The organism is Pseudomonas sp. P4_B3, assembly GCF_056402295.1.
The window spans coordinates 1-12,662 of the sequence record NZ_JBFUHR010000002.1 but is presented as its reverse complement, the minus strand read 5'-3'; the positions used below and the strand labels follow the sequence as shown (position 1 = coordinate 12,662).

The following is a 12,662-nucleotide window of genomic DNA, read 5'->3' as shown; positions in this document are numbered from 1 at the left end:
AGCGGTTTTTTTATTCGGGTCAGAAGTAGTAAGGAAGTTTCAGGCTGAACTGAAAGTCCGGGGCATCGTCCGTCATGCCGATGGACAGGTTGGGTACGATAGTCAGGTTGTCGGTGGCCGCAATAGTCATGCCGATGTTGAAGTAACCGGCGTTGGCATCGCTGGAGACCACCGATTGCCAATCCCCGCCATCTTCCTTGAGCTTGCTTTTGCGTTGCACCAGGTCAGAGACCGAAAACGACATACTCATCTTTTCGTTCAAGGCGAACGCAATACCGGCGCCAATCTGGAAGCTGTCGCCAATGCGTACTTTGCCCGGTGTCTTGACCGCCGGGTTGGAGCTGATGTCGTCGAAAGACTCCTCCAGATTGTGCGTGTAGGACAGGCTGCCGAACAGCACTGCCGGATCGAACGTCTTGACCAGAGAGATCCCCGGTGTAATCGCCCAGACGCCATTACCGGTAGGCAAGGATTCAGGCACGGCCAGGTTGGAGTTATCGTCCACCCGAATCAGCTTGATGCCGAACGGATCTTTGCCGGTCGGCGCCTTGACGCGCAAGGTCACCACGGCATCCGGGGTGTTGACCGACTCGTCGAGGAATTTGTAGGCGATACCGAAGTTGACGTCACCTATGGTCGGGTCTTCCTTGACGGTATCTTCAGTCGTGACGTTGGCGGCGCCGTTATTGCCGCCACCGGACTGGTAGGTGGATTGACGGTAGACCACCGGCACGTTCAGGTCGAACTGCCAGCGATTGTTGAAGTTGTAGCGGCCGGTGAGGTCAAGCGTCCAGGTGTCGGCCTTGATCCGGTCCAGGTTGATGGCGCCCAGAAAGATCGAGTCCAGGGCGAGAAAACCGTTGAGGATCAGTTGGCGGGTATCGTATCGGGAGTAGGTAATCCCGGTTTCGAAGCTGAACTTGCCACCACCGAAGAACCCGCTGGCCTCGTCATACAGATTTGAAACGCTTTGCGCCGGTTGTGAGTCATCGGCCAACGATTGTCCATACGAGCTGCCGCTGCCCCCGGCGGCACCCCCTGAAGCGGCCGCCGCACCGGTGCCGGTGGCGACGTTTGGATTGCCTTTCATGTCTGCTGGCGACTTGGCCAGGCGTTTAGGGGGAGGAGAAGCGGGCTGGTCCTCAACCTGGCGGATTCGTTGTTCCAGTACCGCCAGGGCTTTTTGCTGGACTTCGTATCGTTGTTTCAACTCCAGAAGCTCTTGTTTGAGCGCCTCCATTTCCGGGTCAGCTGCTGCCGGCACCATCGCCGCCGGGAGTAGAGCACTCAAGCATACAACTGCACGCAGTGATACTGATCGGTACATGAAATAAGCCGTCCATTTGTGCCCAATGGTCCAGACTCAGCGTAGTTCAATAGCCCAAGGTCCGTAATGCAGCGAGTTGGTTCAGGTTGAAGTCCAATACACCTGTACTGGGGCCATTATTGTTGAGCACTACGTTGAGTTGAGTCATGTTGTTGACCACATTGCTGCTGCCCAGCAACCGGGTGTTTTGCAGCAACCCGCCTTGGGCGACCTGTTGCAGGCTTGAGCCCTGGTTGTTGTTGGCGGTAATGGCCACCTGAACACCGCCGCTCGTCGCGGAAACGGCGACACTGCCTGCGGCATTGCTGCCGGTAATGGTTTGACCGGCTATCAGCGCCTGGCCCTGGCTCGGCACCAGTGCAGGGGCCGTGCGGGCCTCTTTGACGTTGATGGCAATGTTGTTGTTTGAACTGTTGCCATCGCCTGCGGCCCGTGTGACCTGGGTTATGCCCCGGGAAGTGCTCAGGGCAGCGCCACCCGTCACGTTACCGCTGCCCGACCTGGACGTACCGCCATGACCGGATTGCTTGATGGTTGAAACATAGAACTCGGGTTTGACCGTTGCGGCTTGAAGTTGCATCGAGGTGGATGCCCCGATCAGATCACCACTGGCATTGCGCCAGGTACTGCTCATGACAACACCGAAGCTGATGATCCGCCCCGGCATCACATACCGGCCACGCAACGCGGCCAGTTCCTGGTCCTTGATCTCGATGGGTCTGAACTCATCAGCAAAACCTGAAGTGTTCGCTGCCAGACAGGCAGCGACCACCCAATACGAGGTTTTCATTTGCTGCTCCCGGAGCATCCTGCCCCCTATCATCTTATTGGCGATTAAAAGAAGTCGCTCTGTATGAAACCAAAATCCATCAGTTCAGCATCTTTGACCGGGTTGAAGTTATCCATCTTGTTCTTGGCTGTCAGCGGTTCCGGTGGACTGCGTAACGCATTGGTTTTGTCGTAACCGGGACCGACGATAGCGAAGATGATGCCATTCCAGCCTTTGACAAAGTCATCATGGGAATAGCGTTTGTGTCCGAGTACCGGGTCGCCGATATAGACCCAGTGCTTGTCCGCCCTCTGCAACACCACAAAGTGCTTGTAGCCGCGAATTTCCATCAGTACCACCACCGGAATCGTCACTGCATCGAGTCTTTCAGGCGGGATCTTGTAGCCCCGGGCGCGCATGCCGATGCGCTCTATGTAGCGCTTCATGTCCAGCATGGAAAAACCCTGGGTACGCACAAGGTCCTGGTCTGCGGTGACCAGCATGCCTTTGATGATGTGCTCCTCATCGACGTCAAGCCAATAGGCCTGGCGCAGTATCGTTGCCAGCGCGGCGGCACCGCAGCTGAAATCGGTTTTCTGTTCGACGATGTCGCTGAACTTGCGCTCACGCAAACTCTGTACGTGCTTGTATACCAGCACGCCACCCGGCAGGGCGGCTACCGGCATCTGTGCGGCCTGGGTCAGGCCAGACAGGCAGAGCAGGGCGAAAAGGACAGTCTTACGCATGATCGATACGCCTTGGGGCTGTAGAAAAGCCCCGTCGCCGGGGCTTTCATTGCTATTGCGATCGCGATTACTGGCAAAGTTTGCAGCCTGCGGCGATGGACAGCGAGTTGCTTTGCTGGTTGCCTACGCCGGACGATACGTTCGCTCCGCCGTTGCCGGAGAAGTTGTTCATCGAGCCCGTTATCGAAGCATTGTTGGTTACAGGGGGTTTCCAGCTATCTGGAGTCATCACTTGTTGAGTGGTTACGCCAGCCAGACCGAATACACCCACGGGTACGAAATCAGTCGTGGGATTGCCGTTGTTGGTGACCTTCATCCCGGACGTGCTTTGGTTGGCCGCTGCCGCCGCCAGTGCTACACGGCCGCCCGAAACGGCAATTGCCAGGTTGTTTTTCTGTTGGTTGAAGGCGCCGGTGGTCACGTTGATGCCGATGTTGCCGGAACCGCTGTTGCCGGCGTTATTGAGCGTTGTGTTGTTGGTGTTGGAGCGGTTCCTGGCGGTGTTGCCGTTGCTCCTCTGTGTCGCGCTGGAGACGGCGACGGCGGTGCCGAAAATAAAGCTTTCGTCAGCAGTGGCAAGGGCGGCGGCGTTGTCTTGTTGGTTGCCGTCACCGGCTGCAACGTTGGCACCCATGTTGCCGTTGGAGTTGTTCAGGGAGTTATCGGCTTTAGCGTCGTTTTGGGTGCCCTGGTTCGATACGGAGTTGTGACTGCTGATCTGCGAGTCCAGCACGGCGGCCCCGGCGCCTGCTGTAATCTGCAGAAACTGTTCCAGAGTCGGGCCATCAGGCTGAAGGTTGTTGCCTTGCCCAGTGCCCTGACCGTTGCCTTGACCATCAGCAAGAGAGCCTGCTTGTGCGGCGAATGCCATCACTGCTGCCAGAGCAAAAGCCAGAGGTTTGAGAGCAGTTGTCGGGTTCATGGTGTTTCTCCGTGCTCATTAGTTGGTCAAGTGTTGGTACGTCCCTAATCGCACTGTAATGGGGTCAGTCAGAGACCCGGATGCTCAGGGTGTTAGCCATTCGGTTCCCCACCCCGGCACTCTGGTTCACCTGGATCACTCCCCGGCTGCCGGTGAAGGCCTGGTCGCTTGTCACGACCTGGCGACTGCCGTTTGGGGTGCCAGTTGCTCCCGAGCTCGGTAACAAGGCCACGTTCTGTTGAGAAAGGGCACTATCGTCGATGGCTTGTGGTGCAGCGCTGATGCTGATGCGCATGGCGTTGGCCATCTGGTTGTTCGCCCCGGCGCCCTGGTTGACACCCAGTACGCCGCTGCCATTACTGAAAGAGGTGCCGCCGATATTGGCTGTCGCGTCAAGCGATGGATTGGCCGGCGTGGTGATTTTTTGCCTGACGCTGGTGGTCGCACCGGCTAGGGTACCAATGGCGATTGCGCGGACGTTGGCCTGCTGCTGTTGATCACCGGCCGCCTGGTTGACGTTGAAGTTGCCTCGGTATTGAGTACCGGAATCCTGGATGGAGGCGGTGTTAACCGAACTGACGCCCGAATCGGCCATTACACTGGTGCCGCCGAGCAGGGCAAGTAACAGGAGGGATCGACTCATCTCATTGACCTCCCGCCATTTTGCCCAGTGAACCGAGGCCGCTGCTCATGGCGCGGTTGATGGTTCCGGAAATGGCGCCGCCACTACCACCACCCTGGCCGACAGACATGCCAGGCAAACCGTTGGGGTTGGTGACGACGTTGAGGCCTTGCAGGCCACCCGGGCTTTGCCCGTTGCTGTGGCGAAGGGCCGTTCCGGTGGTGACCCCGGCAATGTCGGCATCGCTGAGTTCGCCGGTGACGCGGGCCGATGGGTTGGCATTTAGGGTGTCAGGGTTCGGATCTCTGCCGCCGCTGCGACCGATGGGAGTTGCGTGAATGGTTCGATCAAGCACGATGACACCGTTGCCTTCGGCTTGTAGGTTGAAACTGAAAACAGTGCCGCCCGCGCTCGCGATCAGCAGGAGGCACGTCAAGCCCTTTTTATTCAGTATCCCCACGACGGTCATTCCTTCATTTGTGGGCTGGCCCTGGTCAGCGGTGTAAGGGATAGAGCGAAAGCTGTGCCGTTTTTTGAATATCGTGTTGATTCAATGGCTTGCGGAATTTGCCCGGGGGCCCTTTGCCGAGGATGTTCCAACGGTGAGACGAAACCATGCGCAGGCAACCCGGAAATGCCGGCGAACCCCTCTAGAACAGGGGTTATAGCGTTGTTGTATCAATGCCTTAACAAGTCCGGCGACCAAACGATGAAGGGCGTTGAAACGGGCAGTTTCAGGCACGGAGGGTGTTTCAGGATCGGACACTTTTCCCCAAAAACAGGGGGGGTGATGGGGAAATTGCCCCAAACGCCGGTCAGGCGCCGAGCAATCGGGTCACGGCGTTCAGTGCCAAGAGTCGGCGTTCTGCCCAATCTCCGTGCAGTACCTGAACCGGTTGTGCGTGGCGCTCAAGCCAGGCCAGGGTCTGGTCGAAAAATGCCTGGCGCTCACTCAATCGGGGCTGGCAACGCTGGCCGTCATCCGTCCAGTCGACGTGTTCCGGCGACAGCAGCAAGTGCAAGTCGTAATGCCGGGCCAGTAGCGCTTGTTCAATCCAGGCGGGGCAATCGCCAAACAGCGTTTGGCTCCAGAGGATATTGCTCAACAGGTGCGTGTCGAGGATGAGCAAAGACGGTCGTTGCTCCCGCGCATGGTCTTCCCATGCCAATTGACCGCGGGCGATGTGCGCAATGTCGGCCAATGTGGTGTCCCGTGGATTCTGCTCGATGAACCAGCGCACATACTCGTCGACCAGAATCCCGCCGAAACGCTGTTGCAACTCGGCTGCCAGCCAGCTTTTACCGCTGGATTCGGGGCCTGTGAGTACCAGGACTTTCATGCGTGCAATGCCGGATCGGCGCGCCATTCGCGCCAGCCCTGCACGGCGATAACGGTGAACAACCCGTACAGGGTGGCGGTCAGGTACAGGTCCTTATAGATGAACAGCACGACGAAAATCACATCCAGGGCGATCCACAGCGGCCAGCACTGGACACGTTTTTGCGCCATCCAGACCTGCGCCACCAGGCTGAATCCGGTCAACGCCGCATCGAGCCAGGGTTGCGCAGCGTCGGTCCAGTTGGCCATGGCCGCCCCCAGCAACAGGCTGCCGATTGCACCGATGGCAAGGCTCAACGCCACGGACCGAGTGTCGAGCTGACTGACTTCGCGGCCATGGATCGCTTCACCAATCCGCGTCCACTGCCACCAACCGTAAAGCTGCAAGGCGGCATAAACGACTTGCAGCAGCATGTCCGAATACAGCTTCACCTCAAAAAAGATCCAGCTATAGAGCAGCACCATGACCAGGCCGATGGGCCAGCACCAGGGGTTCTGTTTGACTGTCAACCAGACGGCAATGACACCGAGGGCGGCGGCAAACAGTTCAAGCCCGGACATGGAGGCTCCTTGGGAAAATCGGAAAGGGGACGGATTGTAACCGGATCGGCGTCGAGAATCCCGTGGCGTAGGGTGTGCTTCATTGGTGCGCGATAACGCGGCAGCGCCAATCGGACTTGTCTGGTAGGATTTCGGCCCCGCGCGGATAAACCCGAATCAGGATTGTTTTTTCACAGGATTTTTACGGTTCTGTGGTGATCCTTGATGCGCGGGCCTTCAGCTACGCTGATCGCAATTAAGGCTTTTGAAAAATACTAACGGGGCATGCCAATGCGCATAGCCTTTTGGGGGATTGATGGATCTTTGGACCGCCTTTCAGGCATTGATTCTTGGGATTGTAGAAGGGCTGACCGAATTCCTGCCCATTTCCAGTACCGGCCACCAGATCATCGTGGCCGACTTGCTCGGCTTCGGGGGCGAGCGGGCGATGGCGTTCAACATCATTATTCAGCTGGGTGCCATCCTGGCAGTGGTGTGGGAGTTTCGACGCAAGATCTTCGACGTGGTCATCGGTCTGCCGACCCAGCCGGGCGCTCGGCGGTTTACCGCGAACCTGTTGATCGCGTTCTTGCCGGCCGTGGTGTTGGGCGTGATCTTCGCCGATTTGATCCACGAATACCTGTTCAACCCGATCACCGTGGCAACGGCGCTGGTCGTGGGCGGGATCATCATGTTGTGGGCCGAGCGCCGTCAGCATGAAGTACACGCCGAAACGGTGGATGACATCACTTGGAAAGATGCCCTGAAAGTCGGCTTCGCCCAATGCCTGGCCATGATTCCGGGCACTTCGCGTTCGGGCTCGACGATCATCGGCGGGTTGCTGTTCGGCCTGTCGCGCAAGACCGCTACCGAGTTCTCGTTCTTCCTGGCGATGCCCACCATGGTCGGCGCAGCGGTGTACTCGGGCTATAAATACCGCCACCTGTTTGTCCCGGCGGATTTCCCGGTGTTCGCGATCGGTTTCGTCACGGCGTTCGTCTTCGCGATGATCGCGGTCCGCGGGCTGCTCAAGTTCATCGCCAACCACAGCTATGCGGCGTTTGCCTGGTATCGCATTGTGTTCGGCCTGATCATCCTGGCGACCTGGCAATTCGGCTGGGTCGACTGGAGCGCAGCCAAGCCGTGAGTGACTCAAGCTCGCGCAATAACCCCGGGCGCCAGCCCGGGGGACAGATCCGCCATTCACGGTTGAAATGGCTGGTGTTTGCAATCCTGTGCGCGTTGCCGCTGTCGGGTTCAGTGTCGTCATGGCTGCATGGGGAGTCGCTGATTCCCCTGGCGGCCTACGGCATCGTCAGCGTCGTGACGTTTTTTCTGTACTGGAGTGACAAGCGCAAGGCCCGCGCCGAGCAATGGCGGACGCCGGAGAATGTCCTGCATGCGCTGGAGTTCGCCGGAGGCTGGCCCGGTGCCTTGCTGGCCCAGCAAGCGTTTCGGCACAAAACCCGCAAAGTCTCGTACCAGTTGGTGTTCTGGATCATCGTGCTACTGCACCAGGTGTTCTGGATCGATCACCTGTTCCTCGGCGCACACGTGTTTGCCTTGCTCTAATAAGGCCCTATAGCAGCAGTCCGACTTGAGTGCGCTTTGGCAGCCTGCTCACCACCAACTGGTGCGAACGCTGCAGCAATCCCTGTAGCTCTTCGCTACCGAGCGGGTAGGGCGTCTCCATGATGATCCACTGGGCGCGCGCCAGATAAGGTGCCGGATGAATCCCCGGGCGGTCGCAATGACCGAGAAACAGATCCTTGTCGACCTTGAAGGCCAGGGAATCACCCCGCAGGCCCTGCAACGCGAACATCTTGTTCCCGGCAATCGAAAACACCCGTACGCCTCCCCATTTATAGTCTTCCCGCGCTCCCGGCAGGGCGAGGCAAAACTTCGCGACATCCTCTTCGCTCATCCGTCCGGCTTTCATAACAATCGTTCCCCACAGGCATTGAAGGATTCGACCAAATGGTCAATCCAGGCGCGTACCGCCGGCATCACCCCGCGTCGATGAGGATAGACCGCTTGCAGCCAGCCACCGGGCAACGACCACTCGGGTAGCAACTGCACCAGTGAGCCGTTTTCCAGTTCCTGCTCGCAATACATCATGGGCAGCATCGTAAAGCCCAGACCGGAGAGGGTGCTGGCCTTGCGCACGATAAAGTCATCGATGCCTAGCCGGGCCTCGAGCGCGAGTTCACAACTTTTGCCTTTTTGATCCAGCAGGCGGATGTGCACCAGGCGGTCGGCTTCCAGGGCGCCGAGCACCGGCAGGCTTTTCAGATCCTCGGGATGGTTGATCTCACGGCCCACGAGGAAACCGGGGCTGGCGACCATCAGCATCTGCGCCTGACGYAGGCGACGAGTGACCAGCAGCGGGTCTTCGTCGCCCAGCTCGCGCACACGCAGGGCCACGTCAATGCCTTCGTTCACCAGGTCGACCCGCCGGTTGAGCAGCATGACCTCCAGCTGAACTTGCGGAAACCGTTCCAGAAAGTCGCTGATCACCCCCGGCAATATTTCGTGGGCCAGCCCGACCGGGCAGGACACCCGTAAACGCCCGCGGGGCTCGCTGGACATACTGGCGACGGCCTCGTCGGCCATTTCCGCCTCCAGCAGCATCGCCTGGCAGTGCCTGAGGTAGCGCTCACCCACAGCGGTCAATTTCAGCTGTCGGGTGGTGCGTTGCAGCAATCGAGCACCAAGGCGTTCTTCCAGTTCGGCGATGCGCCGTGACAGTCGTGACTTGGGGATGCCCAGCAAACGCCCGGCTGCCGCGAAACCACCGGCTTCCACCACTTTGGCGAAGTAATACAGGTCGTTGAGGTCTTGCATGGTGTGAATCCGATTGTTCTATCTGTGGGACGAACTATCGCATTGTTGCCGTCTAATCAGCTATTGGTTTCGTCTGTAGGATTAGTCCCATCAGATCGCCCTTGTGGGCGATCCTCACCTGGAGATCCCACATGAAACTGCTGCATATCGATTCGAGCATTCTGGGCGACAACTCGGCTTCCCGTCAGCTGAGCGGCGAAGTCGTCAAAGCCTGGCAAGCCGCCGAGCCAAGCGCCGTGGTGACCTACCGCGACCTGGCCGCCGACGCGATCAGCCACTTCTCCGCCACCACCCTGGTCGCCGCCGGCACCACTGCAGAGTTGCGCAATGCCGCACAACAGCACGAAGCCGAACTCAGCGCCTCGACCCTGGCCGAATTCCTGGCTGCCGATGCCGTGGTAATTGCCGCACCAATGTACAACTTCACCATCCCGACTCAACTGAAGGCCTGGATCGACCGCATCGCGGTAGCCGGTCAGACCTTCCGTTACACCGAAGCCGGCCCTGAAGGCCTGTGCGGCGGCAAGAAAGTCGTGATCGTTTCGACCTCCGGCGGCATGCACGCCGGTCAGGCAAGCGGTGTTGCCCATGAAGAATATTTGAAGTTGCTGTTCGGTTTCATCGGCATCACCGACATCGAAATCGTCCGTGCCGAAGGCCTGGCATACGGTGACGACGTGCGCAACAAAGCCATGAGCGATGCTCACGTGCAAATCAGCGAGCAATTGTTCGCCGCTGCGTAAGGCTTGCGTAAAAGTAGGCAACCGTTCAGGTAAAGCCCAAAAAAACTCTGTAGTCTGGTTACGCAAGTACCAGCTACGGAGTTTTTTGTTTCTGGTCGTTTCAGACTGTGGCCCGACTTATGCTGTCAGGGTTCCCGTCACAAGTCCGGTAACAAGGTGGGGCATCCCATGGTGCGTCTTTGTGCAACTTTACTGATTTGCCTGCTCAGCAGCCTGAATATAGTGCACGCCGCGCCTGCACCGCATCCTCACTGGAGCGTCGGCTTCCATGAGATGACGTTTCTCGACCCACTGGACCTGCAGCCGATGCGCGCCATCGCCTTCTATCCGTCCAGTGACTGGGAGCACACCAGCAAGCTCGAGGGTTACACCGTCGAAGCCGGGGAGGACACCAAGGTTGCCATTGGCCGGTTCCCGATGCTGATGCTGTCCCACGGAAACACCGGTACCCCGCTGGCCCTGCACGACCTCGCCACGTCGCTGGCGCGCAAAGGCTTCGTCGTGGTGGCGGTGATTCACCCCGGTGACAACTCCAGGGATCACAGCCGACTCGGTACTTTGAGTAACCTGTACGGCCGGCCGATCCAGATTTCCGAAGCCATCACCGCCACTTTGGGCGACCGTATGCTGTCGCCGTTCGTCAATGCCGACCAAGTGGGGGTCATCGGTTACTCGGCCGGTGGCGAGACTGCATTGATTCTGTCTGGCGCCACCCCGGACCTGGATCGCCTGCGCCGTTATTGCCAGGAACGTCCGGATGACCACGATGCCTGCAACACCCAGGGTGAATTGATTGTCGACCGTGACGACCTGCAACCGGTGCCTGATCCTCGCGTCCACGCCTTGATGCTGATGGCGCCGTTGAGCCTGAAGTTCGGTCGCCACACCCTGGCCGATGTGCATGTGCCGGTGCTGCTTTACAGCGGCGATGGCGACAAACTGGTGGCGGTCGACAAGAACGCCGCGGCACTGGCGCGCAAACTGCCGACGGCGCCTGACTTCAAGCTGCTGGCCGGGGCAGGGCACTTCGTATTCATGGCGCCGTGCAATGACGAGCAGATCGTGATCATGCCCGCGCTGTGCACCGATGCCGATGGCGTCGATCGGCAAGACATTCACCGCAATCTGATCTCAGAAGCCGGACGCTTCTTCTCGCGGACCCTGGGCAGAGCAACCCGGGCCGGGATGCAGACCGCCGATCAATAGATTCCTTTGTAGGAGCCTTCGGCAGCTCCTACAGGGATTCAAGCCATGGCGCGGTGTTTCAACAGCAGCGTCAGTCCCAGACCCGTCACCGACAACAACGCCGCACTGAAGAAAATCCACACATAACCCAGGTTCAACGCCACTGCGCCCATCAACGGGCCGGCGATGGCCAGCGCCAAGTCAAAAAACACCGCGTAAGCACTCAAGCCCGCACCCCGGCTGGAATTGGGCACCTGTTTGATGGCCTCGACACCCAGCGCCGGGTACACCAGGGACAGACCGAACCCGGTCAGGCCGGCGCCGATGAGTGCATATCCGGTCGACGGTGCCAGCCACAGCAGCACCAGGCCAACCGTCTCGATGCCCATGCAGGCAATGGCCGACGTGAACCCGCCGAATCGGCTGATGGCGGAAATGAACAGCAGTCGCGACAGAATGAAACACACGCCAAACACGGTCAGGCAGTAGGCCGCGCCAGTCCAGCCGCGATTGACGTAATACAGGGTGATAAAGGTTGTCAGGGTGCCGTAGCCAATGGAAGCCAGGCTCAGGCTCGCGCCAAACGGCGCAATGCGCCCAAACACCGCCCAGAACGGCAAACGTTCACCGCGCACCACCGGCACCGAAGGCTTGTTGCGAATCAGCAACAGTGCAGCCAGGGCCAGCAGCGACAGGGCAATGCCCAGGCTGGCGAAACCCAGTTGTTGCACCATGACCACACCCAGCGGCGCACCAATGGCAATCGCCCCATAGGACGCGATGCCGTTCCAGGAAATCGACCGCGCGGTATGCTCCGCGCCGACCTGGCCCATGCACCAACTGATGGTGCCGACGCCGATCAATCCCTGGGCGATCCCCAGCAACAGGCGCCCGGCGATCAGAATCAGCAGGCTGAGCAAGGGAAAGCCTTGCAACAGGGTCGACAACAAGGTCAGCGCGCCACTGAGCGCAATCCCCGACAAGCCAAAGATGATTGCGCGCTTGGTGCCAACGCTGTCGGACATCCGCCCGGCCATGGGCCGGCTGAGCAGGGTGGCGAGGTATTGCGAGCCGATGGTCAGCCCGGCCACGATGGCGCTGAACCCGAGTTGCTCGTGGACATAACCCGGCAGTACCGCAATCGGCAAACCGATGCAGAGAAAGGCGATGAAGGTATAGAAGACGATGGAGACGATCTGCAGGGTGATCGCCATGGAGCTTTGCGGGGCAACTTGCTGCACAGACATGAGGGCTCGTTCCCGGGCGGCGGTGGGAGAACTGCATCATGGCGTGGCGTTGTCATAAAAGGAAGCAGGCTAACGATTAAAAGATCGTCCGAACGCGGCCCGAGCCTTCGGACGATCTTTTGACCTCTAAATCGGCATAGGGGACGGCCTTCACAGGCCGTTCCCCTGCCACACCACCCGGCATGCGGGTCCGCACCGGGCGGTTCGAGAGATTGAGGTCAGGAGAGACGCGGTAAACCCGTTCTGTCGAACCACGCCATATCGAGCACTCGGTTGAGTTCAAGAGCGCTATTGCGCCACCAGGAGCGAGAGTTTCCCGCCACTTTGCGGGCAGTAACCTCACTTGCACCCAACTTGCGTAGCTCTCGATAGATCGTT

General features: G+C 59.2%; 15 protein-coding genes and 1 pseudogene. 4 read left to right on the top strand and 12 right to left on the bottom strand.

Annotation, left to right across the window (positions count from 1 at the left end; all coding sequences use genetic code 11):
• Positions 1 to 19: 19 nt before the first annotated feature.
• The 8 genes from AC1DWG_RS02060 to pnuC all read right to left on the bottom strand — a co-directional run bounded on the left by AC1DWG_RS02060 (position 20) and on the right by pnuC (position 6,286).
• Positions 20 to 1,327 (bottom strand): hypothetical protein, encoded by a 1,308-nt coding sequence (locus AC1DWG_RS02060; RefSeq protein ID WP_477761984.1) that lies wholly within the window; start codon positions 1,325 to 1,327, stop codon positions 20 to 22.
• 46 nt (positions 1,328 to 1,373) lie between these two features.
• The gene (locus tag AC1DWG_RS02055) at positions 1,374 to 2,135 is read right to left on the bottom strand and encodes a hypothetical protein (RefSeq protein ID WP_477761983.1); all 762 of its coding nucleotides are present in this window, start codon (positions 2,133 to 2,135) and stop codon (positions 1,374 to 1,376) included.
• 26 nt (positions 2,136 to 2,161) lie between these two features.
• Complete coding sequence (locus AC1DWG_RS02050) at positions 2,162 to 2,842, bottom strand: C39 family peptidase (protein ID WP_477761982.1); 681 nt, start codon at positions 2,840 to 2,842, stop codon at positions 2,162 to 2,164.
• 67 nt (positions 2,843 to 2,909) lie between these two features.
• The gene (locus AC1DWG_RS02045; protein ID WP_477753795.1) at positions 2,910 to 3,764 is read right to left on the bottom strand and encodes a heme utilization protein; all 855 of its coding nucleotides are present in this window, start codon (positions 3,762 to 3,764) and stop codon (positions 2,910 to 2,912) included.
• Between the two features lie 64 nt (positions 3,765 to 3,828).
• Positions 3,829 to 4,407 (bottom strand): adhesin, encoded by a 579-nt coding sequence (locus AC1DWG_RS02040; protein WP_477761981.1) that lies wholly within the window; start codon positions 4,405 to 4,407, stop codon positions 3,829 to 3,831.
• A gap of 1 nt (position 4,408) precedes the next feature.
• Positions 4,409 to 4,855, bottom strand: a complete 447-nt coding sequence (locus AC1DWG_RS02035; protein ID WP_477787165.1) for a hypothetical protein — start codon at positions 4,853 to 4,855, stop codon at positions 4,409 to 4,411.
• A 346-nt stretch (positions 4,856 to 5,201) separates the two neighbouring features.
• Positions 5,202 to 5,726, bottom strand: a complete 525-nt coding sequence (locus AC1DWG_RS02030) for an AAA family ATPase (protein ID WP_477762335.1) — start codon at positions 5,724 to 5,726, stop codon at positions 5,202 to 5,204.
• On the bottom strand, positions 5,723 to 6,286 hold the full coding sequence (pnuC, locus tag AC1DWG_RS02025) for a nicotinamide riboside transporter PnuC (protein WP_477787164.1): 564 nt from the start codon (positions 6,284 to 6,286) through the stop codon (positions 5,723 to 5,725). The genes AC1DWG_RS02030 and pnuC overlap by 4 nt, the downstream gene beginning before the upstream one ends.
• Positions 6,287 to 6,581: 295 nt before the next feature.
• Here pnuC and AC1DWG_RS02020 point away from each other — a divergent pair, with 295 nt between their 5' ends.
• Positions 6,582 to 7,412, top strand: coding sequence for an undecaprenyl-diphosphate phosphatase (locus tag AC1DWG_RS02020; protein WP_477753800.1), 831 nt, complete (start codon positions 6,582 to 6,584; stop codon positions 7,410 to 7,412).
• Positions 7,409 to 7,837, top strand: a complete 429-nt coding sequence (locus tag AC1DWG_RS02015) for a DUF1294 domain-containing protein (RefSeq protein WP_477753801.1) — start codon at positions 7,409 to 7,411, stop codon at positions 7,835 to 7,837. Before AC1DWG_RS02020 ends, AC1DWG_RS02015 begins: the two co-directional genes overlap by 4 nt.
• Before the next feature lie 7 nt (positions 7,838 to 7,844).
• On the opposite strand, the gene AC1DWG_RS02010 is transcribed toward AC1DWG_RS02015, so the two are convergent.
• Positions 7,845 to 8,204 (bottom strand): MmcQ/YjbR family DNA-binding protein, encoded by a 360-nt coding sequence (locus AC1DWG_RS02010; protein WP_108217507.1) that lies wholly within the window; start codon positions 8,202 to 8,204, stop codon positions 7,845 to 7,847.
• Complete coding sequence (locus tag AC1DWG_RS02005) at positions 8,201 to 9,109, bottom strand: LysR substrate-binding domain-containing protein (protein WP_477761979.1); 909 nt, start codon at positions 9,107 to 9,109, stop codon at positions 8,201 to 8,203. The genes AC1DWG_RS02010 and AC1DWG_RS02005 overlap by 4 nt, the downstream gene beginning before the upstream one ends.
• A 131-nt stretch (positions 9,110 to 9,240) precedes the next feature.
• Between AC1DWG_RS02005 and AC1DWG_RS02000 the strand changes: the two genes are divergently transcribed.
• A complete protein-coding gene (locus tag AC1DWG_RS02000) occupies positions 9,241 to 9,852 on the top strand; it encodes an FMN-dependent NADH-azoreductase (protein ID WP_477761978.1) in 612 nt (203 codons plus the stop codon).
• 168 nt (positions 9,853 to 10,020) lie between these two features.
• Positions 10,021 to 11,058, top strand: a complete 1,038-nt coding sequence (locus AC1DWG_RS01995; protein ID WP_477761977.1) for an alpha/beta hydrolase family protein — start codon at positions 10,021 to 10,023, stop codon at positions 11,056 to 11,058.
• Positions 11,059 to 11,096: 38 nt separating this feature from the next.
• On the opposite strand, the gene AC1DWG_RS01990 is transcribed toward AC1DWG_RS01995, so the two are convergent.
• Complete coding sequence (locus tag AC1DWG_RS01990; protein WP_477761976.1) at positions 11,097 to 12,284, bottom strand: MFS transporter; 1,188 nt, start codon at positions 12,282 to 12,284, stop codon at positions 11,097 to 11,099.
• Between the two features lie 218 nt (positions 12,285 to 12,502).
• Positions 12,503 to 12,662 (bottom strand): annotated as a pseudogene (locus AC1DWG_RS01985) (group II intron reverse transcriptase/maturase); the annotation flags it as partial.